Annotated in this window: 18 protein-coding genes and 2 pseudogenes; 12 read left to right on the forward strand and 8 right to left on the reverse strand. The window is 64.1% G+C overall.

Translation table 11 applies throughout. From position 1 onward, the window contains the following. Positions 1 to 262, forward strand: a 262-nt coding sequence (locus tag DM816_RS25795) for a transposase (protein ID WP_211588855.1), incomplete at its 5' end; no start/stop codon positions are given. A 180-nt stretch (positions 263 to 442) separates the two neighbouring features. On the opposite strand, the gene DM816_RS44670 is transcribed toward DM816_RS25795, so the two are convergent. From DM816_RS44670 to DM816_RS45930, 5 genes and pseudogenes are all read right to left on the reverse strand, one after another. After that, a complete protein-coding gene (locus tag DM816_RS44670; protein ID WP_246002238.1) occupies positions 443 to 613 on the reverse strand; it encodes a hypothetical protein in 171 nt (56 codons plus the stop codon). Between the two features lie 13 nt (positions 614 to 626). Then, a complete protein-coding gene (locus DM816_RS25805; protein ID WP_342768758.1) occupies positions 627 to 1,484 on the reverse strand; it encodes an IS66 family transposase in 858 nt (285 codons plus the stop codon). Between the two features lie 166 nt (positions 1,485 to 1,650). Then, a pseudogene (locus tag DM816_RS45925) lies at positions 1,651 to 1,923 on the reverse strand (DUF6444 domain-containing protein); the annotation flags it as partial. 223 nt (positions 1,924 to 2,146) lie between these two features. Next, positions 2,147 to 2,467 (reverse strand): hypothetical protein, encoded by a 321-nt coding sequence (locus DM816_RS25810; RefSeq protein ID WP_117212991.1) that lies wholly within the window; start codon positions 2,465 to 2,467, stop codon positions 2,147 to 2,149. Between the two features lie 770 nt (positions 2,468 to 3,237). Beyond that, positions 3,238 to 3,477: pseudogene (locus DM816_RS45930) on the reverse strand (RHS repeat-associated core domain-containing protein); the annotation flags it as partial. A 767-nt stretch (positions 3,478 to 4,244) separates the two neighbouring features. Between DM816_RS45930 and DM816_RS25820 the strand changes: the two are divergent. Both DM816_RS25820 and DM816_RS25830 read left to right on the forward strand, forming a co-directional pair. Next, positions 4,245 to 7,739: a DEAD/DEAH box helicase family protein gene (locus DM816_RS25820; RefSeq protein ID WP_117213005.1), complete on the forward strand. Its 3,495-nt coding sequence runs from the start codon at positions 4,245 to 4,247 to the stop codon at positions 7,737 to 7,739. A 1,501-nt stretch (positions 7,740 to 9,240) separates the two neighbouring features. Further along, the gene (locus DM816_RS25830; RefSeq protein WP_117212994.1) at positions 9,241 to 10,740 is read left to right on the forward strand and encodes a type I restriction-modification system subunit M; all 1,500 of its coding nucleotides are present in this window, start codon (positions 9,241 to 9,243) and stop codon (positions 10,738 to 10,740) included. A gap of 464 nt (positions 10,741 to 11,204) precedes the next feature. Here the strand turns inward: DM816_RS25830 and DM816_RS25835 are convergent, their stop codons facing one another. Continuing rightward, the gene (locus DM816_RS25835) at positions 11,205 to 11,621 is read right to left on the reverse strand and encodes a PIN domain nuclease (RefSeq protein ID WP_117212995.1); all 417 of its coding nucleotides are present in this window, start codon (positions 11,619 to 11,621) and stop codon (positions 11,205 to 11,207) included. Further along, the gene (vapB, locus tag DM816_RS25840; protein WP_117212996.1) at positions 11,612 to 11,836 is read right to left on the reverse strand and encodes a type II toxin-antitoxin system VapB family antitoxin; all 225 of its coding nucleotides are present in this window, start codon (positions 11,834 to 11,836) and stop codon (positions 11,612 to 11,614) included. Before vapB ends, DM816_RS25835 begins: the two co-directional genes overlap by 10 nt. Positions 11,837 to 12,169: 333 nt before the next feature. Between vapB and DM816_RS25845 the strand changes: the two genes are divergently transcribed. From DM816_RS25845 to DM816_RS45935, 9 genes are all read left to right on the forward strand, one after another. Further along, positions 12,170 to 13,000, forward strand: a complete 831-nt coding sequence (locus DM816_RS25845; protein WP_162907836.1) for a helix-turn-helix domain-containing protein — start codon at positions 12,170 to 12,172, stop codon at positions 12,998 to 13,000. After that, entirely contained in the window at positions 12,997 to 13,167 is a 171-nt protein-coding gene (locus tag DM816_RS42900) for a hypothetical protein (protein ID WP_162907837.1), read from the forward strand. The genes DM816_RS25845 and DM816_RS42900 overlap by 4 nt, the downstream gene beginning before the upstream one ends. A gap of 304 nt (positions 13,168 to 13,471) precedes the next feature. Continuing rightward, a complete protein-coding gene (locus DM816_RS42905) occupies positions 13,472 to 13,705 on the forward strand; it encodes a hypothetical protein (protein WP_162907838.1) in 234 nt (77 codons plus the stop codon). Positions 13,706 to 13,789: 84 nt separating this feature from the next. After that, on the forward strand, positions 13,790 to 14,626 hold the full coding sequence (locus tag DM816_RS25855; protein ID WP_117212999.1) for a hypothetical protein: 837 nt from the start codon (positions 13,790 to 13,792) through the stop codon (positions 14,624 to 14,626). A 31-nt stretch (positions 14,627 to 14,657) separates the two neighbouring features. Next, positions 14,658 to 16,196 (forward strand): TIGR02677 family protein, encoded by a 1,539-nt coding sequence (locus DM816_RS25860; protein WP_246002243.1) that lies wholly within the window; start codon positions 14,658 to 14,660, stop codon positions 16,194 to 16,196. Then, positions 16,193 to 17,545 (forward strand): DUF2398 family protein, encoded by a 1,353-nt coding sequence (locus DM816_RS25865; protein ID WP_117213000.1) that lies wholly within the window; start codon positions 16,193 to 16,195, stop codon positions 17,543 to 17,545. Before DM816_RS25860 ends, DM816_RS25865 begins: the two co-directional genes overlap by 4 nt. After that, positions 17,545 to 21,681, forward strand: coding sequence for a TIGR02680 family protein (locus DM816_RS25870; RefSeq protein ID WP_117213001.1), 4,137 nt, complete (start codon positions 17,545 to 17,547; stop codon positions 21,679 to 21,681). The genes DM816_RS25865 and DM816_RS25870 overlap by 1 nt, the downstream gene beginning before the upstream one ends. Continuing rightward, positions 21,678 to 22,874 (forward strand): TIGR02679 family protein, encoded by a 1,197-nt coding sequence (locus DM816_RS25875; RefSeq protein ID WP_117213002.1) that lies wholly within the window; start codon positions 21,678 to 21,680, stop codon positions 22,872 to 22,874. Before DM816_RS25870 ends, DM816_RS25875 begins: the two co-directional genes overlap by 4 nt. 64 nt (positions 22,875 to 22,938) lie before the next feature. Next, complete coding sequence (locus DM816_RS45935; protein ID WP_117213003.1) at positions 22,939 to 23,175, forward strand: transposase; 237 nt, start codon at positions 22,939 to 22,941, stop codon at positions 23,173 to 23,175. On the opposite strand, the gene DM816_RS25885 is transcribed toward DM816_RS45935, so the two are convergent. Further along, on the reverse strand, positions 23,153 to 23,557 hold a 405-nt coding region (locus DM816_RS25885; RefSeq protein ID WP_117213004.1), incomplete at its 5' end, for an IS630 family transposase. The two genes, DM816_RS45935 and DM816_RS25885, sit on opposite strands and share 23 nt — an antisense overlap.

The raw sequence follows: 23,557 nt of genomic DNA on the forward strand, positions 1-23,557 counted from the left end.
CCAGTTCCCCATCAACGCCGCGTGGCTGGAACTCGCCTTGGCTGGCATCGACCTGACCCGCTGGACCCAGCTCCTGCTACTCGACGGTGAGCTGGCCCGCGCCGAGCCCAAGAAACTGCGTTACCGGCTGCTGCACACCGCCGCCCGCATCGCGCGCACTGGACGGCGGATAAGGTTACATATCAACGCTTCCTGGCCATGGGCCACGCAACTGGTCGTCGCATTCGAGCGGCTGACCAGATTGCCACGACCCGTCATCTGAAGCATCCGCCTCTGGCTATCCCACTCCAGTACAGGAGCGTCGTCGGCAATTCGAGGCCGACCGTCACCGCATGCCCAGCCTCACTATCCAACGGCAATCATCACTGAAGAAGGTCAGTTCATAACTCGATCAAGGCCTAACGAAAGAGGGAGGCAAGTATCCATTCAGGCCCGTGATTGATTAGGCGGTTTGCGGCAGCCAGGGGTCGCTGGCCAGGGCGTGGCGGATGGCGTCGAGTGGGTGCACGCCGTGGTTGCGGGTCGTGGCCAGGTAGGAACGCACGAGGCAGTAGCGGGCGGCGGTGCGCACGCTGCGCCAGCAGCCGCCGATCTTCATCTGCAACTTGACCATGCGTTGGGGTTGCTCACAGGGGTTGTTGGTGAACGGCACAGCGAAGTCTTCGGTGAACCGCCATACTTGGATCGCCTTGTCGTGTAAGCGTTGCCAGGGTGTAGCCGGGATGACGTCCGGAGGGCCAATCCCGTAGCCGGTTGGTCAGCATGCCCCAGCTCACGGCCTTGTCGTAACGCTCCCGCAGCCCGGCCAGCAGGTCCGGATCGAGGGCGATGGCCCCGTCGACTTTGGCTTTGGCCACCGCGGCCCTGGCGTCGGACAGCGCGGCGGCGGCCGATTCGGTCCATCCACGCTGCACCCGATACGGGTCGGTGTCCAGCTCGCCGATACCGCGCAACGACCGCAAAAGATGAGCACAGCACAACTGAACGGCCTTCAAGTCCTTGTCGTACTTGGCATACGCGGGATAGTCGTCACGCACCAGCGTGCCGGTGTAACCGGGCAGAATCTTGAAGGCGTCCAGGGCGTCGTGGCCGCGGTTGTCCGCCGCGCCGAACCACACCAGCCGCCCGGCGCGAGCGGTGTAGACGTAGAGCAGCCGGTCATCGTCGTCACCAGCGACACGGGCGGGAGTCTCGTCGTGGTGCATCACCGGCGCTGCCCGCAACGCCTGCTTCAGCGCGGCCTCGAACCCGCTCAGCTGCTTGGCCAGCCGGGCCACCAGACCCTCGGTGAACCCGGTCGACACGGAGGCGTCCAGCAACACGCCCATCAGGTCGGCGGCCCGCTCGGTGCTCATATGCCCATTGCACGCCAACAACGCCGTCGCAGCACGCACATTCGGGCCGTAGCAGCAAGGCCCAGCCACCCCAGCCGGCGCGGCAGCGCGGGTCACCGCACCGCAGCCACCACACGGCACCGCCATCATCTGATACTCGGTGACCTCCAGTTTGACCGGCGGGGTGTCGAACACCTGCACCCTCGACGCGACCTCCCGGCACGGCCGGCCAGACTCTCACCACACCCATCACAGCATTGCGGCGCCACCACTTGGCCCCAGTCCGGGCCGCCACCCGCTGCAGGTTGCGGCCCTCATGCCCAGCCTGCCCACCACGAGCACGTGGTGACGGCTTCTTCTTGCGCGCCTTGGCCCGCTTCGCGCGAGCTGCAGGTCCATCCGAACCTGGAGGCATGGACGAGTTCGACGAGTCCATCCCCACCCGCCGCTTCAACTGCTCGATCTCGACCAGCAACGCGGCGATCACCGCATCACGCTGCGCGAGAGCAGCAAGCAGCTCCTCACGGCTCAGACCATCGGGACCGGACACACGGGCAACAATAGGAACCCACACCCGTTCGACCCACACACGCCGGAAATCAGGCGTGTGCCACCCGAATCAGACATCTGTATCAGCTACCGGCCTGAATGGATACGGAGGCAAGTCTTGACGATTCCTCTCCCATCTGTTGGCGTGCATACTCAACCGGCGATGTCAGATTGACATCACCGGGACGCACAACCACGACCCTCAGCGCACCATAGAGCCGCACCAATACGGTGGCGGTGGTGCTCGTGTCAGAGGCGCGAACTCAAGCGACCGTATCAGGACGCAAGGGCCATGAGTCCAGGAGCGCTTCTAGCGCCCTTACGGCTTCCTCAATATCGGCTTTGGCGTCGGCTGGCAACGCCTCAAGTTCGCCACGATCCAGGGCCACGGCATAGACCTGCTCCAAGGTCCACCAATGGCCCCGAACTTCCTCGCTCCAATCGGTGGAAGGAAGGTTATTCCAGACGGCGTCCAGGTCATCGATAAGCCGACGAAGGGACACCGTACTCGACTTGTACCCGGCTAGCGACGCGCGGGCCAGTCGTTGAAGCCGCTGGTCGGGGGTCATCTCATCATCGCTCATTGTCGGATCATCCCATAGTCGACCGTAACAACTCGCCCTGTAGCTGAGTCAGTGATTACCGTGATGTGATTATCGGCATCGTAGTAAGCCGTCGTGCCAGGTCGCTTACCGGGAATCGCTGGACCACGAATCGCATGCTCAACGACTGAGGGCATAATTCCCTGCTGCTGCATTCGATCGATCGCGTGCCCAGAGTATTCGCGACCGTTGATGACTCCCGGCTGATTTGGAGTCTTTGTGAGAAGCGGATTTCCCTTACTCCCGGTGGGCGTCGCCGCTTCGAGGGCTGCGGCTGCTTCCACTGCGGCTGCGGCTCGGAACGACGTCATGGCGGTACGGACGGAAGCGGCAACACCATCAGTGACGATCACCATGACAATGAGACCCAGAATGCGGCCCAACGATCGGGAGGCAGTCACATCATCGACGGACAGGTCAACGATGTTCCGCGCGTCCTTGAGAATCGCATAGAGGCCCTTGAGAGTCGCGCCGAGGTTGAAGGGGCAGTATGAGAAGCAGAACTTTATGAAGTTCCCCATTGCTTCTGCCCAGGTAATCTCGCCACGTCGCAGCCGCTCGGCATCGCGTCGCGCCATATCTGTCAGGGCGTTTTTGAGCTCGCCGATGGCCTCGACGGTGCCGACGGTGGCTTCCACGAAGCCTTCCTCGAATGCCTGCCCAGGAGTGACCGGAGCTGGGGGCGGAGGCGTTTTGGGTGAGGACGGTGTCTGTGGGCTGGAACCGGGTTTTGTTCCGTCTTCCCCGTCCCATGGCCGTAGTCCGCTGGGGTCGGAGAAGGTGGTGGGGTTGCTGTTGGCGTAGGTGTAAGCATTCCACTGTTGTGGGTCGGCGAGGTCCATAATCGGATCGACGGAGATGAACCGGCCCAAGCTCGGGTCGTACTCGCGGGCTGAAAGGTGCACGTAACCGCTTGGGTCCTTGGTGCCGCCGACGTAGCCTTTCGAACCCATCCAGCCGGTGGGTTGGGTGCCGCGGTCCTCGCCATATGGGGGGACTATCAGACAAAAGGCTCCGTCTCCAAAACGGTGGTGACGGAGCATGACGGCAGACTCTTGTCCACTTTAGACGGATGCTTAGCTAGCATTGTTGATCGTGCCTACAGGACGTCAAAGCGATTGCACGCCTGCTGTTTTCAGGATCGTCGCCGCTGGTCACCGATGAGGTGAAGGACGAGGGCGAGCAGATCCGGTCAAGGCGCGAATACCGGCCGTTCCGGCAAGATGCCCGAACTGCACAGCGCCTACGGCGCGGGTGCACGGCTGGTGACCGCATTCGTCGTTGGTCTCGTCTGACGCAAAAGGAAACTGCCGTAAGCCACGGGCGGCACCCGCGAACGGTGGCGCCGCAGCCAAACGTACAGATCTCGAGACAACCTCACGGGCCTCACGGACCAGGCTCACGCAGCCGAAGGACACGGCTTCTCAACGTTCCGCCAGATGCCAACGGCCAACGATCTCCACTATATCCGCTGCTGAGCGTCCGTTCCCATGTTTGGCGGGGCCCGCCGGGGACACAACTAAGTATATGAAGCTAGCTCACATCCATGCTGCTAGCTGGCCGTTCAACCGCCACTCATTCGTTCCCCATAATTGGGACCGCTCGCGTTTCCGCTGCTCAGCACCGTTGCGTGGCGCGCAGGTTCGATCCCTACCCCGCTCATTGTCATGTCCGCGAATCGGCTGTTTGACCGAGTTCAGGACTTGACGTTGCTCGATAGTCTGTAGCGTTCGCCCTGGGACTACAAGGTGTGGGGAACGTGGACACGAGGCGTATTCGACAGCTTGCGGCGAAGTCGGCAAACTTCGGCTTCCTGGAGCCGCATCAACCGCTGCTCGTCTGGTACGGGGCTGGCGCTGAATCGTTGGTGTACGTCGATGCACAGTCCGCCATCGTCAAGGCACGCCAGTTCGCGGAGGTCCTTGCCGCCGAATTGATCCGGCGCACAGGAACGACTGCGCCAGACACCAGGCTGTATACCCGCATCGGTGCGCTCGACGCCGCGGGTGTCCTCACCAAGAGCATCCACGACGCGTTCGAGCGAGTGCGCCTGCGCGGAAACGAAGCGGTTCACAGCCACCTCGACGAGGTACGAACGGCACTGGAACTCGTCCGCACCTGCTTTGAATTGGGGCTCTGGTTTCATCGCGCCCTATCGGGTGACCGGACAGCTATCGGGTTCGTCCCACCCAGCCCGCCCAGCGCGACGGTCGAGCCCGCCATCGTCAACGCCTTGCAAGATGAGCTGCGCCAGTTTCGTGAGGAGCTGGCGGCTACCAAGCTATTGCTAGCTGACAAGGCGTCGCAAGCCGCGGCGATGGCGGCTGCCGAGGCGGACGCCGACCAGGCGATCCTGCAGGCCGATCAGCGCCGCCAGGACGCCTACCACCTCGTCACCGAGCTGGAAGACGCGGCGGTCGCTGCGCGCCAGCAGTTCGATTCTCTGAAGCCGGTCAAGGTATCCACTGCGCGGCGCGAAGACTTCATCAGCCGGGCCCGCAGAGCGGCACGCGAGCCCCTCAACGAGGTCCAGACGAGATTGGAGATCGACCGCCAGCTGGAGGCTGCCGGCTGGGTCGTTCAGGATGAGAGCAAAGCCAATTTGTACGCCGGTCAGGGCGTCGCCCTGCGTGAGGTCACTCTGGCCAGCGGGCGAGCCGACTACCTGCTCTATGTGGACCGCCAATTGGTGGGCGTCATCGAAGCCAAGCGCGAAGGCACCGCACCCCGAGCGGTAGAAACTCAGCTGGACCGCTACATGAGCGGATTGACTGCGGCACAACGGCTGGCGACGTGGCGGCGGGAGACACCGCTGCCGTTCGGCTACGTGGCCACGGGGGTTGAGACTACGTTTGTCAATCTGCTCGACCCGCATCCGCGTACCCGCGATGTGTTCTCCTTCCACCGGCCGTCCACCTTGGCCCGGTGGATGCGTGAGGCTGATGAGCAGCCAGACGCGCCCACGCTTCGCGCCCGCCTGCGCCGCATGCCCCTGCTGGATACCGACGGCTTGCGGGCGGCTCAGGCCGAAGCGATCCGCGGCTTGGAGCGCTCACTGGCCGAAGACCGTCCGCGTGGTTTGATCCAGATGGCCACAGGTGCTGGCAAGACCTTCACCGCCGTCACCGCAAGCTACCGACTCCTCAAGCACGCCAAAGCGAATCGCATTCTCTTCCTTGTCGACCGGAACAATCTGGGCAAACAGACGCTCCGTGAATACGGCACCTACCGGCCCAGCGACGACGGACGCAAGTTCACCGAGTTGTACAACGTGGACCGGCTGGCCGGGGCCGGGATGCTCGGCTCGTCCAAGGTGGTCATCTCCACCATCCAACGCCTTTATGGCGCCCTGCTTGGGCGGGATCTGCCCGATGTGGATCTGGACGACCAGGCGCTAGACAGCTACGAACTCGATCAGCCCGCCGAGGTCGCTTACAACCCGGACATCCCACCGGAAACCTTCGATCTGATCATCGTGGATGAGTGCCACCGCTCGATCTACGGCAAGTGGCGGGCGGTGCTGGAGTACTTCGACGCGTACATGATCGGGCTCACCGCCACGCCGGTGAAACAAACCATGGGTTTCTTCCAGCAGAACCTCATCTCCGAGTACACCTACGAGCAGGCCGTGGCCGACGGTGTCAACGTCGACTTCGACGTGTACCGGATCAAGACGCAGATCACCGAGGAGGGCGACCGCATCGAAGCCGGCACCGTCGTGCCCTTGCGGGATCGGCGCACCCGCGCCGAGCGTTACGAACAACTGGAAGACGACTTCACCTACACCGCCCAACAGGTCGGCAAGTCAGTCATCGCCCACGGCCAACTACGCCTGGTCTTGCAAACCTTCCGCGACAAGCTGTTCACCGAGATCTTCCCCGGACGCAGCACCGTGCCCAAGACGCTCATCTTCGCCCGCGACGACAACCACGCCGAAGAGATCGTCAAGATGGTTCGCGACGTGTTCGCCCGCGGTAACGACTTCGCTGCAAAGATCACCTACGCCTCGCGGCGCGAAGGCAACAACCCCGACGACCTTTTGCAGGCGTTCCGCAACAGCCCGGAGCTACGCATCGCCGTCACCGTCGACATGATCGCCACCGGCACCGACGTCAAACCCCTCGAGTGCGTGTTCTTCCTGCGCCCTGTCCGATCGGCCACCTACTTTGAACAGATGAAAGGCCGCGGCGCCCGCACCATCGACCCAGCCGACTTCCAAGCTGTTACCCCCGACGCCCAGGTCAAGGAACGCTTCGTCATCATCGACGCGGTCGGCGTTACCGACATCGAGCTGGACGAAGCCGTGCCGTTGGCCCGGCACAGCGGCGCCCAAATCTCTCTGCGCGACCTGCTTCGCAAAGCCGCCACCGCGACCGCCTCCCCTGACGAGGTTGCCACTCTCGCTTCGCGCCTGGCGCGCCTCAATCACCAGCTGACCGAGCCTGAGCGGGCCGAGCTGGCCCAGTTGGCCGGCCAGCCCTTGTCCGCCATCACCAAAGGACTAGTCGACGCCGTCTCGCCAGAGACACTGAATTCCGCGAAAGCCTCCGGCCCGGCTGCTGTGCGCGACCTCATGGCAACCGCCCTTCGTCCGTTAGCAGCCAACCCTGCGCTTCGCGATCGCATCCTCGAGATCCGCCGCGCCCACGACATCACTATCGATGAGGTCAACCCCGACACCCTCATCGACGCACGCGGTGTTCCGCTATCCGAACGTGCGCAGAAGACCGTGCGCAGCTTCCGCGAATACCTCGACGAGCACCGCGACGAAATCACCGCACTCCAGGTTTTCTACCAAGGCAGACGGCGAGTCGGATTCGACCAGCTCAAAGACCTCGCCCAGCGCATCGCTCGACCACCCTACGCGTGGACACCCGACCGACTCTGGGACGCCTACGTCCAACTCGGACGTACTGCAACTGCCCCAGGCACCCGCGGAGTCAGCGACCTGATCAGCATCGTCCGCTACGAACTCGGCCTCGACACCGAACTCAAGCCATACCGCAGCATCATCGAAGAACAATTCCAGGGGTGGCTGCTCCGCCAACGACAGGCAGGCGCTAACTTCACCATGGACCAGGTTTGGTGGCTCGAAAGGATCAAAGACGCAGTGGCGGTCAGCATAGAGATCACCCCCGACGACCTAGAAGGCGCCCCCTTCACCGAACGCGGCGGCATCGACGGCTTCGCCCACACGTTCGGCCATCGCGCCAAGACACTTCTCACAGAACTCAACCAGGAACTCGCCGCATGAACGACCTTCCCCGCGGCTGGAGCAGGATTACGCTTGGCGACGCTGCGGTGTCCGTAAAGAACGGCATATTCATATCACGTCCGGGTACAGATCCCGACGGAGTTCCTATTCTCCGGATTAGCTCTATCCGACCTGGCGCTCTTGACCTTTCCGACGTTCGGTACAGCGGCCTGGAGCCGACCGCCCTATCGAACGCAGACAGCCTTGTACTTCCAGGCGATCTACTTTTTACGCGTTACAACGGCAACATCGATTATGTCGGGGCATGCGCTTTAGTTCCAACCGGGGTAGGTCCGCTGACGTATCCCGACAAGATAATCAGAGTACGGGTGGATAAACGAATGGTTGACCCGGCCTTCGTGTGTTATGCCTTCGTGTCGCCAGAAGTTCGAGCGTTGGTACGAGGGCTGGCGAGGACTACGGCCGGCCAGGCGGGAATCTCTGGATCCAGCCTGCGAAAGATCTCGTTCCCGCTCCCGCCGCTCGCAGAGCAGCGCCGCATCGTCGCCGCCCTCGAAGACCACCTCTCTCGAGTAGAATTCGCAATGGCCGTTCTTCATCAGCTCTCTTCTCGTGTGGCACGACTGCGCGAGCGAGTGATCGATTCAGCGGCTCTTGGATCGCTTGGCCCTGCCCACCGGGGGACCGATCGTGCTAGCGCACTGTCTGGTCTCAATGGCCGCTCTGGGTTGAAGATAGACTACTCTGCCCTGCCTGCGCTGCCGATTGGTTGGACGTGGCGCCAAGCCGCTGATCTCTGTGACTCTATTTCTTGCGGCTCAACTCCGGCATCCAATCTGATGTACGCAGAGTCTGGGCAAGTCCCGTTCCTCAAGGTCTATAATTTGACGAAACTTGGCACTGTGGACTTCTCAATTCGGCCCACTTTTATTGACAGATCGACTCACGAAGGCCCACTTCGCCGGTCTCGCGTTAGGCCCGGTGATGTCCTCACCAACATTGTGGGCCCGCCCCTTGGCAAGACAGTTGTAGTTCCCGATACGTATTCCGAGTGGAATATCAACCAGGCAATTGTGGCCTTCAGATCTGGCGCAGAGATTTCCGCTGATTGGCTGGCATTAGTTCTGCAGGCACCCACCATCCTCAAGCTTCTTCAAGGTACGGCTCGAGCGACCGCGGGACAGTTCAACATCGCACTTTCAACCTGCCGAGAGCTGCCACTTCCGGTCCCGCCCCGTGATGAGCAGGCGCGAATCATTGCCAGGACAGCGGAGATCCTATCGAACCTGGACGTCGCCCATGCCTACATCTCTAAAGGGACCCGTTATGGAGCTCGGCTGCGCCAATCACTTATGAGCGACGCGTTAGCAGGGCGACTAGTCGAGCAAGATCCATACGATGAACCGGTTGAGCAGTGGCCGGCAAAGACCAGCACCCAGCGCAACTATCCTCGGCCTAGTAAGAAGGGTCGAGTCGCTGGTGCGCCGAAGCACACGTCTGACATAGCCTCTGACGCCTACGAGCAGGAGGAGTTGCCGCTGTGAGCAATGTAGATTCGCGTCGGCTGGTGCAAAAACTGTGGAACTATTGCGATGTGCTCCGCGACGACGGCGTTTCGACGATCGATTACGTGGAGCAGCTGACGTACTTACTTTTCTTGAAGATGGCTGACGAGCGGGCACGACGGCCGATCAAACCTGAGCGGATTGTGCCGGAGGGGATGGACTGGCAGTCGCTTCTGGACGCGGACGGTGACGATCTGGAGGTGCACTACCGGCACATACTCGCGGAGCTGGGACGCCAGTCGGGCACGCTGGGCACCATTTTCCGTAAGGCGCAGAACAAGATTCAGGACCCGGCGAAGCTCAAGCGGCTGATTGTCGAACTGATTGACAAGGAGCAATGGTCGCAGGCCGGTGTCGATGTCAAGGGTGACGCCTACGAGGAGCTGCTGGCTAAGGGTGCAGAGGACATCAAATCCGGTGCAGGACAATACTTCACCCCACGTGCGCTGATCTCGGCGATGGTGGACTGTGTACAACCCGGACCGGACGACACGATTATCGATCCGGCGTGTGGCACAGGCGGCTTCCTACTGGCGGCCTACGACTACATCCAGCGCCATCATGGCGACACACTGACGCCAGATCAGCGGAAACGACTCGCAACCGGTGCTATCAGCGGCGTCGAGCTGGTCGACGGAACGGCACGGCTCGCAGCGATGAACATGCTGCTGCACGGAATCGGACAGCCCAACGGCGAATCGTTAATCAAAGTGCAGGACGCACTCACCCAGGAGCCCAAAACGCGGGCCAGTCTGGTGCTGGCCAATCCACCCTTCGGGCGCAGTTCCTCGATCAGGATGATCGGTGAAGACGGGCGGGCCACCCGCGAAGAGCGAGAGATCGAGCGCACCGATTTCTGGGCAACCACCGCCAACAAGCAGCTCAACTTCGTCCAGCACATCGCCTCCCTACTTGCGATCGACGGCACAGCAGCAGTTGTGGTGCCAGACAATGTGCTCTTCGAAGGCGGCGCAGGCGAAACGATCAGGCGCAGATTGCTCAAGCAGTACGACGTACACACCCTCCTGCGGCTGCCGACAGGCATCTTCTACGCCGGCGGGGTCAAAGCCAACGTTCTGTTCTTCGAACGCAAAAGAGCACGCGAGGAGCCATGGACCAGCCGGTTGTGGGTCTATGATTTCCGCACCAACCAGCACTTCACGTTGAAACAGAACCCGTTACGGCGTGAGCACCTGCAGGACTTCGTCGATTGTTATCTGCCCGGCAAGGATCGCAGCGAACGCACCGAAACTGAGCGCTTCCGTCCGTACTCCTATGACGAACTCGTGGCGCGGGATAAAGCCAACCTGGACATCACCTGGCTGAAGGATGCGTCGCTGGAGGATGCCGATGCGATGCTCCCCCCGGAGATAATCGCTCAGGAGATCGTCGAGGATCTCGAAGCTGCGCTTCGCGAGTTCGCAGCCATCGCAGAGGCGCTATCCGACCGTACGCCCAAACAGGCCGATCAATGATCGGCGAACGCTTGGCCATGCCGCCGGTTTGGCCCACCGTCGTCGCCTTGTCTGTCACTCGCACGAGCGATTGTTGGCAGGCCACGGTCATCCCAGAGTAGTACTCGGCTTGGCAGAGCTCGAGTTCACTGATCGCATAAGGCCAGGCTGCTGTGCACCTGGAGGAGCTATGGCTAAGCGTCGTAAGTCGGCCGACCACCTGGATAGACCGATACACCGTCCAAACGAACGCTCAAAACCACTGGCGGTGAAGATCGAAATCGTTGCCGTCGGCGGAAAAGAAGGCGAGGCGCTACTCCGTATGCAGCGGGCCGCGATAGTGGGCGCCCTCACATGGGCTGCAGCCGCCGACGCCAAGCCAGACCAGCCAGGTGCCGCATCAGCTTGACGCCAGTGACCAGCCCTCGCTCGCGACTGCGACGTCGCCGTCCCGGGCGTAACCGCTGGGCTTATGGGATGTGGCTTCAGCTGGCTAAGGTTTCCACTGGCTGGCCGGTGATTGCAGCGATGAGGCCAAAGTCCTTGTCAACGGCCAGCACAGTCAGCCCGGCCTTCTCAGCGGTGGCCGCGATCAGCAGATCAGGAATCGACGGTGCACGGTGCTGACCGCGGTCGGCGAGCAGCATCTGCACCTCCAGCGCCCTATCCTCGATAGCCGGTGTCAGATGCTCGACCGGCATCAACGACAACGGTGGGACGGAAAACTGCTGCCGCCCGGCTTCGCCGGAGCGTGCCGAGTAGCCAAGTTCCAGCCGGGTGATCGTAGACAGGCGGACCAGTCCACGACTGATGCGTGTACTCCACTGGTCACGGTTGGCCACTTGACCCAGCTGAAGCCGGACGTACGCGGACTTGTCGATCAGCCAGCTGGTCACCGCCACGCGGCCTCCATCACCGTAGGGTCGGCCAGGTCGGCGAACACTTCGGCAGACCGCCGCCAATCCTCATCGGTGATGGTCCGTTCGCCGGCGGGGCTGGCACCCTCCTCGAGCTTGCGGCGCAGGTATTCGTTGCGGGACAGCCCGAGGTTAGCGGCCGCAGAATCTATGCGGTCAACGGCTTCTTGGCTCAGGTCACGGACGAGTATGTTAGGCATGCGCACCTCCTATACACTGCGATGATATCACGATATCACCACGACGACCGTGTGTGCGACTTGGTCCGGCGGCTGGGGTGATCTCATCTTCTACAGGGCGTGGGACCAGCTTGAGAGATCTCTGGCCATCTTTGATGGCCAGAGACAGGTTAGTCGATCGATACGAGGGCGATCCCGCTCGCTTCGCCAGCGACGATGTCGCGATGCGCCATGGGCCGCGGCCGGCATAGGCACCACGTTTTCCGTCTGCGAATGGTCGCAGTTAACCCATTACTTGAGTACTCATTGAGTGCTAACTTTATGAGCACGCAAAGAGTACTCAAGGAGTGGTTGATGGGCAGAGTGCAGGAAAGGCGCATCGAACTGGGCCTGACGCAGGGTGAAGCAGCTGCCAAGGCTGGAGTGTCGCTGGCCACTTGGCGTCGACTGGAAGGCGAAGACGGAGTCGGCTCGTTCCGGACAGAAACGGTCACGGCAGTAGAGCGAGTGCTACGCCTGCCGCTTGGCGGGCTGAAGGCCCTTGCTGCCGGCGAAGAGCTTCCGGCGCCGGGTCTGTCGCACCAGATCATGGGTGAATGGTTCGCAGCAGCGGCGGGCTGGTTCACCGGCGACCCGATGACACCTCGGCAAGCGTTCCATCTGTCCATGGCAACCGCGGGCTTGGAAGATGACGCCTTTATCGGCTGGGATGACTACCTGCTCGGCAAGAGCACCGTCAGTGACCTGCTGGTTTTATCAGAGCTGCCGGACTGGGTACTGTTCACCGTCAACAACCACTGGCTGCAACGCTTCCGCGAGGTTCTCCTCGAAATCGGCGAGCAGCTCGAAGCCGGCCAGGTGCCCCTGCCTAGATGTATGGCAGATCGCGTGGCACTTTCACTGCTGATCCGTCACGCGCGCGAAGCGCAGCACGACGTCGAGGAAATGCACATCGACGGAGACCCCGCAGTCGCCGCCGCATTGCCATTCATGTCTGAAGAGCAAGAAGACTGGGACGCCCTAGCCGAAGCTCTCTTCGGCGGGGACTTCGACATGGAAATGATTTGGCTACCCAACTTCACTCGCGCACTGTACGGCGATCCAGACGGCTTCAGCGCACAAGCTGGAGTCAATATCAGTGAGTTCCACCCGCACCGCTGGTTCGAGACCACGATAACCCTATGACCGCCACTAACCCGGTCATCGAAGCACGGTCCGTCCCGGGGATGAAGGCGAGCAACTACATCGGCTCCAGGGCACCGCAGTTGCCAACGCACTGCTGTGACCGGCTGGCTTATCCGATGGCGATCGGCCAGCCGACGGATCATCTTGCAATAGGCAGCTTTCACTGACAATCACCACGTCGCCATGGGCCATGAACTGGTTCCCATGTTTGACGGGACCCGCCGGGGGCACAACTAAGCATACGAAGTCGCCTCACATCGGTGCTGCCAGCAGCCCTCTAACCGCTGCACATCCGTTCCCTGTCCTTCGGGCCACTCGCGTTTCCGCTGCTCAGCACCGTCGGGTCGTGCGCAGGTTCGATCCCTACCCTGCTCAGCGTCATGTCCTAGAATCGGCTGTTCGACTGAGTTCAGGACTTGACGTTGCTCGACAGTCTGTAGCGTTCGCCTCGGACTGCAAGGTGTGGGGAACGTGGATACAAGGCAGATTCGGCAGCTTGCGGCGAAGTGGGCCAACTTCGGCTTTCTGGAGCCCCATCAACCGCTGCTCGTCTGGTACGGCGCGGGCGCCGAGTCGTTGGTATACGTCGATGCACAGGCCGCCATCGTCAAAACCCGCCAGTTCGCCGAGGTCCTCGCCGCCGAACTGGCCCGACGCCAGCGCCGGCCCTTGAATCGTCCACGCAGCCGGGGCACGAACTCATAGCCGGTGTCTCCGGATCGGGTGAGTGCAATCATCCAGCCGAGGTAGAAGCTGTCACATTTGATCGCGGGCCAGGTCATTTAGGCAGTGGAGCATACCCGTGAGATCCACGTCAGCGAGGAGTACGACCAGGTCCGCCACCAGCCCACGCCGGAGGAATTGCGGGCGGCCAAGCGCAACCCGTGGACGGCCCGGATTCCGGACTTCGACTCGGTGCCTTCCGGCCGCTTGCGCGTGACGATGCAGCGTTCCTATGACAAGCGCGATGAGTGGACTGGGCTGCATCCCAAGACTTTCAAGACCCGTGTTCGGCAGATGCTCGATGACATCGCGGCCGGCAACGCCGAAGAACATCGGCGGCGGGAGGCCTGGCAGCGCGAACAGGAAGAGATCCCACGGAAGTGGGCCCAGCGGAAGGAGGAAGAGGGCCGACGGTGGGAGGAGGCGATGACTCGTGCTCACCGCAAGGCGACGGTAGCCATCCGCGAAAATACGTTCATGTCCGCCTTCGACGCCTGGAGCCGCGCACGCGAGCTCCGCGCCTTCTGCACCGATCTGAGACAAAGCGCTGCGGACGGTACATCGGCAGAACTTGAGAAATGGATCGCGTGGGGACTTGCCGAGGCGGATCGCATCGACCCCACCCACGGGCCGATCTCACTGAGCGATGTCAGCTTCGACATCGAACCCGGTCCCGATGATCTACGAGCCTTCCTCGGCGACTGGAGTCCGCACCGGCCCGAGCAGGAGTACCGATCCGTGAGCAAGCCAGTCCCGGACACCGAGAGCTACCGCGCCGCCTGGCATCCCGGTCTGCGAGGCAAGAAGCAGTGGTGGAGAAGAGACGGACACCGGCGGAGCTGTCACCGATTTGGTCTACACAGCCGATTCAGGTATAGCTGTGCCATGCGGGTCGCTCGATAGGCTACAAACGCGACGTGGGAGGTGACAAAGCGTGAGCGGGCAGGCGAAGTCGTCATTCGGGCTGGACGACTTCGGTCTCGACGATCGCATGCGCCTGTTTACCTATGTCACGACGGAGAACCGGACCGCGTACCTCTGGGTGTTGCGGGCATTCGACGCGGCACGGGACAACTACCATGTCCTGCTGCACACGGCCGACGTGGCTTCCTCGTTGACCGTTCTCGCGGCGGCGCACCAAGATTGCCCACCCCCCGACGATCTCGAGCTGCCGCGCCTGCTCGACGCGCTGGTGGAGTGGGGCGTACTCGACCGGGCTCAAGACGGTACCCGCGCCGCGACCTTGGCCGAATATCGCAACCGGCACTCGGTTTACCAGTTCACCGAGGCCGGCTACCGCGCTCATCGGGCTGTGGAGAGCGTGTTGTCGGCGAGTCTGGACGACAGCAACCTGAGCCGGCTGGTGTTCGCCGATCTCCTCGCCGACCTTGCCGCGCTCGCCGAGGCGAACAGGAACGGCGACGCCGAAGAGGTGTATCGCAAGCTGGGCCGGCTGGATCGGGCGCTGGCCGACGTCGCCGAACGGGCGGCTCGCTTCTATCACATGCTCGGCGATCTGCGCCGCACCAACGATGTACGCCCGGAGGTCTTTCTCGCGCACAAGGACGCGCTGTTGGGGCACCTGCGCGACTTCCACGACGAGCTGCAGCGTTATTCACCCCGGCTCAAGGAGGCCGTCGATGTGGTCGAGTCGACCGGACTCAACCGGTTGATCGAGGCTGCGGCAGAGGCCGACGAGCGCATCTTCCGTACACCGGCGGAGCGCCTTGAGGATTGGCGGCGACGCTGGACGGGACTGCGCTCCTGGCTTGCACCGCCCGGCGTGGATCAAGTCAGTGAAGCCGATCGGCTTGCAGACGCCACGATCGGCGCGATCGGTGATGTTCTCGCCTTGCTACGCCGGGTCACCGAGGCACGCCGTGGCGGGGTGAGCCGCGAATCGCAGTTGCGGCATCTGGCCGCCTGGTTCACCGGGGTCGGCAATGAGGCCGCTGCTCACGCGCTGTTCGACGCGACATTCGGACTCGGCGCTCCGCGTCATGTGGGCGTCGCGTATCCGGATCCGGAGGCGATCCCCACGCGTCGGTCCTGGTGGGACGCTCCGGCTGTCGAGCTGTCCCGGACGCTGGTCGAGACCGGGCGGGAACCAGGGTCACGCAACAACCTTCCGGCGCGCCTGGATCGCGCCGAATCCGGTCGGGCCCGGCTGCGTGAAGCGCAGCTCGCAGAGGAACGCCGCCTGCACCATGCCGCACGGTCCCTGTCTGAGACCGGGCTGGAGGAGCACATCCTGGACGAGGCCGGGACCGCCCTGTTGCTGCGCCTGCTCGACCGGGTGCTGGCCAACCGGCCCTCGGGCCCGATTCGTGTGCCCGTGGTCGCCTCGGCATTCGGGGTCAGGCTTCAGCTGACCCCGAAGCCCGACACTGTCGCCACGGTCAGCACCACTCACGGCACGCTGCGCATCGACGGCTTCGCGCTGACCGTCACACCCATGGACGGACGCCAATGAGCAGGTTCGCCCGCGATGTGCTCGAAGGCGAGCTGGGTGATTACCAGCGCGCAGTCCGGCTCGTCCTGCGCCACCCGCTGATCACCGCGCGCTGGCCGGACGAGAAGGCCCTTCGCCGGGTACGCCGATTCAGCGCGCAGTTGCGCCAAGACCTCGCCGACGCTTTCGGGTACCGACTGGAGCTGTACGGATCCACCGCCCGCCTGGTGCGCCGGAAAGACCTGATCGATCCCACTCAGCCGGCTCGTTCGCGTACCGACAAAGAATTCGACCGGAAGCGATACGCATATCTGATGCTATGCCTCGCGGTTCTGGGACGGGCGAGTGTCCAGATCACGCTGAGCGAGCTGGCCGACGCCGTGGCCGCGGACGCCAACCGGATCACCGGCCTGGGACTGGATCCCGACCGCGGTGCCGATCGCAGGGCTTTCGTCGACGCGGTCGGGTGGCTCGAGGACCGGGGAGCGCTGACGGTTGCGGATGGTTCGGCGCAATCGTGGGCGAGTGACCCGCGTTTAGGCGAGGCCCTCTACGACGTTGCCCGCGACGTGGTGCTGGCGCTTTACCGCCCGACCAAGATGGTGCAATCGATCGGCGGCGTCGCCGATCTGCTCGACCGCAGTGTCGCGACCAGCGGCAACGAGGAGCGGCGGCTCATGGCTCAGCGTGCCCGGCGTGCCGCGGTGGAGCGGCCCGTCGTCTACTTCGCCGACGTCGACGATGCGGTGGGAAACCATTTGCGCGGCAACGCATTTGCCGAGGATCTGCAGCGGCTGACCGGGTTGCGTGTTGAGCGCCGCGCCGAAGGTGTGCTGCTGGTGGACGTGGTCTCCGGGTTTTCTGCCGAGCGGTTTCCGAGCACCGGATCGGTCGCTCAGGCGGCGATCCTGCTCGCGGTGGAGATGGCCGATCGGGTGACCGATCCGGATGGCAGGCGGGTCAAGCGCATGGACGGCCCGAGCGCGGCCGAAAGCCAGGCGGCGCTGATCCAGCAGATCGACCTCGGCCTGCCCACCGGGAGTCAGATCCTGCTCGAAGACGAACTCTCCGAGATTTTCGAAGATTTTGACGGTACCGCCAACGAGCCCGAGGACGGGCGACTGCCGTTCATCACCGACAGTTTCCTGCTGGAGGCGATCCGACGCATCCTGCACCGGCACGCGTCGTCATTTGGCGCCCAGTGGCACGCCGACCCCGAACACCTTCGCGCCGAAGCGAAAGCACTGCTGCAGCGCTTTGGCTGCGTCGTGATCGTCCCGGGTGGAGTGCTGGTTCTGCCGCTGACGGGACGCTACCGGAACACCGTCGCCGAGTCCAAGGCCCGCCGCTCCGCACCGAGGTTGTTCTGATGAGATTCACACCCACGCGCGCCGGAATCATCAATCTGTGGGACTACCGCGACGAGGAGTTCATCTTCGTCGACGGGTGGCTGGTGCTGCGCGGCCCCAACGGATCCGGCAAGACCAAGGCCCTGGAGGTGTTGTTTCCCTTCCTGCTGGATGGGCGGATCGAGCCGCGGCGGCTCAACCCGTTCGCCAGCGAGGATCGCACCATGAAGTCCAATGTGCTCTATCGCGGGCAGGAACAGTCGCACGCATACGTGTGGATGGAGTTTCACCGGCCCGCGACCGCCGAATATGTGACGATCGGTATCGGGCTTCGCGCGCACAAGCACATCGACAAGGTGACCCGGCACCACTTTGTCACCGACGGGCGCGTCGGCGTGGACTTCTCACTGATCGACGCGGGTGACCGGCCGCTGAACCGGCGGGATCTGACCACCGCACTCGGTACCGAATCGGTGTTCGACAGTCAAGAGGAGTACCGGCACGCGATAGACACCCGCCTGTTCGGGCTGGGCAGCGCCCGCTACGAGCAGCTGCTCGATCTCGTGCTGACCCTGCGCAAACCTCAGCTGGCCAAGGATCTCAACCCCGTCGAGCTGTCGCGAACCCTGCAGCGCGGGCTGCGCCCACTCGACGACGCGCTGATTATTGAGGCCGCCGGTTCCTTCGACGACATGGAGGCCGTCTCCCGCACGCTCGAAGGGCTCGTCGCCGCCGACCAGGCTACGGCCTCGTTCCTTTCCGTGTACTCGACCTACCTGCGCACGCACGCCCGTGCCGCCGCCGATGGCCTGACCGCCCGGCGCGCGGCGGTCAGCCGGGCCGCCGACGAGCTCGCCTTGGCACACGCGGCGAAGGACACGGCCGAGGCGGAGTATCGAGCCGCGGAAAGCGCTATGGAACGGGCCGAGGGCGAGCCCGGCCGGCTTCGGGCGCATCTCGAACGGCTGAAGAGTTCCACGGCGTACCAGTCGCATGAACAGCTCGCCGACCTGAAGCGGCACGCGGCCGATCTCGCCCGGATCGCCACGCAGGCCACGGCGGCCGCCACCCGGGAGGAGCACGCGGCACTCAACCGGCAGACCGAGCTGGAGACCGCCCGCAGGCACTCCGCGGACGCCTCGACCCAGATCGCCCGGCTGCTGCGAGCCCTGGCCGGTGAGGCCGAGGAGTCAGGGATCGAATGGGCCGCCGCCGACAGCGAATCGGAAGGTTTCGCCAGACGCGCCAAAGGCCGGACCGCCGCAAGGCGCGACGACATCCGAATCCTGCGCGCGAAGGCCGCCGCCCTTGAGCAAGCCGAACGCGATCACGCCAAGGCCGCCGACGCCGCATCGAAGGCCGCGGCGGACACCGAAGCCGCGGAGCAGGCCGAGCTGCGCGCCGAGGCCGGGGTCGAACAGTCTCGCGATCATGTACGGGAGGCGGTTTTCGCATGGGCGGCAACGCATGCCGATACGCTCAGCGAGGTGGGCGCGGTACAGGCTCGCGGCACGCTGGCTGAGGCGGTCGGCCGGATCGGGGCGGCGGGCGGGCCGACCCTGCGCGAATTGCTCACCGACCTGACGTCCCCCGGCGTCACCGCGATCCAGCAAAACGTGGCCGCACTCGGTGCGCACGAGGAGGCACTTCAAACCCGCAAGGCCGACCTGATCGCCGAGCGCGGCCGGATCGCCGCCGAGCACGAGGACGCGCCCGCTGCATGGCCCGCTCGCACCGCAGACCGCACCGGGCGCCCAGGCGCGCCGCTGTGGCGCCTGGTCCATTTCGCCGACGACCTCGCCGACGACAAGGCGGCAGCAGTAGAGGCGGCGCTGGAAGCCGCCGGACTCCTGGACGCCTGGATCCACCCGGATGCGTCCCTGACCGCGACCGCCCTGTCGACCACGGCCGCCGACGGATACCTGCACCCACTTGCCGCGAAGCTGCGCCCAACCGGTCGAACGCTAGGTGACCTGCTCGTCGCGGAGGACCAGGACCATGTGCCGGGCGACGTGATCGAGGCCGTCCTGGCGTCGATCGCGGTGACCGAAACCCCTGCAGGAGTTGCGAACGAACGCGTCTCGCTCAGCACCACCGGACATTACGCTCAAGGCATCCTGCTGGGCCGGGCCGGCAAACCCGCGCCCGAATACATCGGCGCCACCGCCCGCGCCGCCCGCAGGGCCGCCCGCATCGCCGAATGCGACCGGCTCATCGCCGAACTGGCGGCCGAAATCACGGCCGTGGAAGAGGAACGGGCGCGGCTGGGCGACACTCTCGAGGCGGTGAAGTCCGCCGGCCGGGACCTGCCCACGGTGGAGCCCATCAACGACGCCCTGCGCGACCTCGGTCTCGCCGCCAACACTCTGAGACTTCGCCGCGAAGCCCAGCTGGAGGCCGCCACGGTACTGGATCAGGCCGTCGCGGAACAGGCCGAGGCCGGCAAGGCGCTGCGGCGAGCCGTGGCCGAACGTAGCCTGCCCGCCGATCGCGTAGACATCGTCGAGGATGCGGTCCGCCGCTTCGAATCCATTGCCGCGCAGGTCGAACCCGCCCGCAAGGCGGCCGCACGCGCGGACGCCGCCGCCACCGAGGCCGAGGCACGGCACGACGAGGCGTCCGAGCGCGCGGAAGCCGCGCGGCATGAGGCCCACGAGGCGGCCATGCGCTCCGAGAAGAAGGCCGAAGAGTTGCAAACGCTCACGGCCGCCGTCGACGACGCCGACGTCCGGCGGGTACTCGCCGAAGTTTCAGACACCGAGCAACGGGTGACCGAGGCGGAAGCGAAGCTGACCGAGACGCGCAAGGCGCTGCACGCTGCCTACGGTGAGCGGGCCGCCGTCGCCGTCCGCGTCGATGCCGCCGGAAGGACACTGGAACACACCCGCACCGAAGCACTGCGCGAGGCCACCCGGCTCAAGCCGTTCGCGCATGCCGACCTGCTGAGTATCCTGCGTTGCCCCACAGATCTGCGCTGGCCGGCACACTCCCTCGACGACCCGGCCGCGCCGTTGCCCGCCGAGGTCATCGACCTGCACGAGGCGATTCTCAACGCCACCAAGGAACTTACGCCCAGCGAGAACTCCCTCAAGCAGAGCTCTACGCGGCTCAACGGTGCGCTCACCGAACTGCAGGCACAGCTTCCCGCCGCCGGCCTCGACCATAGGCCCGAATGGGAAACCGACGACGGCGTCATCGTCGTGCGCGTCGCCGACGAGCAGGGCCTCACCCCGGTGGTGCACTTCGCCGAGCGCATCGCCCGAGAACGGGCCGACCAGGAACAGCTGCTGTCCGACGCGGAACGGCGCATCCTGGAAGACGCCCTGCTGACCCAGCTGGCCCGGCAGATACACCAGCGCACCGTCGAATCACGCGATCTCGTCAAGGGCATGGACGCCCAGATGCGTGCCAGGCGCATGTCCTCCGGCCTGACCATCGGCGTTGGCTGGCAGCTCGCCGACGACCTCGACACCGATCAGCGAGAAGTCTGCACACTACTCGAACGCGACCCGGCCCGGCTTACCGCCGCCCAGCTCACATTGCTGCGCAGGCACTTCGCCAACCGTATCAAGGCCGCCCGTGCCATGTCCCCTGACCTGCCCCATCGCGACCTGCTCGCCCAAGTCCTGGATTATCGCCAGTGGCGTACCTTCAAATTCACGCTGCACCGCCCCGGTGGGGGTGTCGAAAACCTCACCAAGGCCCGCCACAGCCAGCTCTCCGGCGGCGAGCAGTCGGTCTCCCTGCATCTGCCACTGTTCGCGGCCGCCAACGCGCTGTTCGGGTCCGCGCGCCCTACCGCCCCCCGCATGCTCGGCCTCGACGAAGCATTTGCCGGCGTAGATGAAAACGGCCGCCGCGAGCTGATGGCCCTGGCCACGGAATTCGACCTGGATCTGTTCATGACGGGGTACGACCTGTGGGCCACCCAGCCGCAAGTCCGTGGTGCCGCACACTACGACCTGTCACACTCCGCAAGCGAAGCCACTGTTGCTACGGTCCTGCTGGTCTGGAACGGCACACAGATTGAGGCCGACTTCGATGGCACGCTCGCCCGCGCCTTCGGGTCCCCGGAAACCCGCCGAGCCCCGCAGGAGCTCAGCGCATCCGAAGCAGGACAACCGGCACCGGACGCGCTGCCGCTGGAGGCCGGATGACCGATCCAGCGCACGACCCGACCTGGACGCGCCTGCTCGCAAACGCACGGCGAAGCCTGGAACGCAACGGCGGATCCCTTGAAACCACCATCTCCCTGACCGCACCCACCGAGGATGAACGACTCCTGATCATCGGTGTCACCGGCGTACACCGAACGGCGGGAGCCAACCGGCTGGCCGTGCGACTCGCCGAACTCGACGCGTATCTCCGGCAAGCCCATGGACGGAGTCTGCTCGAAGTTCTCGGCCCGTCGCTGCGCAACCGCCCCGCGGAACGGCAAGCCGAAGCAGATGCCCGACGAGCCGCGCTCGCCCTGGCAATGTCGTGCAAACACCATGGGGCCGAGTGGTTTCACCAGTGGCTTGAAGAGATCCAGCGCGACGGCACCATCGCCCGGCTCGTCCGCGCCGGGCGTGACCTCGCGCCGGCGCTGAGAGTCCTCGATGCTCTTCCAGCCGAGGAACAACCGATGCCTGCGTTCGCCGAACGTCTCCTCGGCAACACGAAGGCCCTCACCGACTCTGCGCTACGCGGCTTGCTCATCAAAGCGATAGCGTTGTGGCAAGGTGTCGACCCTCCCGCCAACGGTGAAGCGGAACGCGCACTCTGGGAACTGGTCGGCGTCGTCCGTGACGATCTCGCCAGCCAGGTACTTGTCCTCAATTTGCCCGGCGACGGCGGATTCGTCGGCGACTGGCTCACGCAGGCAGCACAGATAGGTGTTCCGTTTCGGCTCACCCTGAACCAGTTGCGAATGTGCCCAATCGTCATCCAAGCCGAGCACGTCTACGTGACGGAGAATCCAGCCATACTGCGGGCGGCATGCACCCTCGGGCCCTCGGCGCCCGCAATGATCTGCACCGAAGGCGTGCCGTCCGCTGCCGCACATCGGCTGCTCGGCCAGGCCACGTCGGCAACACTGTGGTGGCGCAACGACTTCGACTGGGCCGGCGTACGCATGACAGCAGCGGCGCTGGCCCGTTACCCTAACGCCCGGCCATGGCGGATGAGCGCACAGGACTACCGATCCGCGGCGGGATCGGGCCAACCTCTGCTCGGTACGCCGGCCGCCACGCCATGGGATGCACAACTCGCAATCGACATGCTTGCCATAGGGCAATCGGTCATGGAGGAACGCCTACTTCCCACACTCATTGCGGATCTTCGCAAAGGCCGATCCCCTGGCTCATAAATACGTGCGACGTGTTCCGCCCCGGGTTTGATGGAGACATCGAAGACCCGGAGGATTGGCTGTTATGACGGCATCGAAGAAGTACCCGGACGAGTTGCGTGAGCGTGCGACGCGTCTGGTAGTTGAGGCGCGTAGAGACCCGCACGCGGCGTCTGGTGCGATCAGGCGGATCGCGAACCAGCTCGGTGTGCACCCGGAAGCGTTGCGTACGTGGGTGAAACGGGCCGAGAACGATGAGGAGGTCCGTGCCGCGGATGGGATTGCGCCGGGTGAGGCGGCTAGTGTGACGTCTCAGATTTGAGTTTCTGTTTGTTCAGGGCGACGCGGCCGCGTTGCACTTTGGCAAGAATCGACTCCGCGGTCGCGGTCCACACAAACGGTTTCGGATCGTCATTGTGTACCCGCAGAAACTCCTCGATCGCCGCGACGAGATCACCGACGCTGCGGAACACGCCGCGGCGGATCATCTTGGTGGTCAGCTCACTGAACCAGCGCTCGACCATGTTCAGCCACGACGAGGACGTCGGAGTGAAATGCAAGTGGAAGCGGGAATGTCTGGCCAGCCACGCCTTCACGTCGGGATGGGTGTGCGTGCCGTAGTTGTCGACGATCAGATGAACCTGCAGCTTGCGTGGCACCGACGTGTCGATCGTGCGCAGGAACCGCAGGAACTCGTCATGCCG

It is taken from the genome of Allorhizocola rhizosphaerae (assembly GCF_003426775.1).
Taxonomy (GTDB): Bacteria; Actinomycetota; Actinomycetes; order Mycobacteriales; family Micromonosporaceae; genus Allorhizocola; species Allorhizocola rhizosphaerae.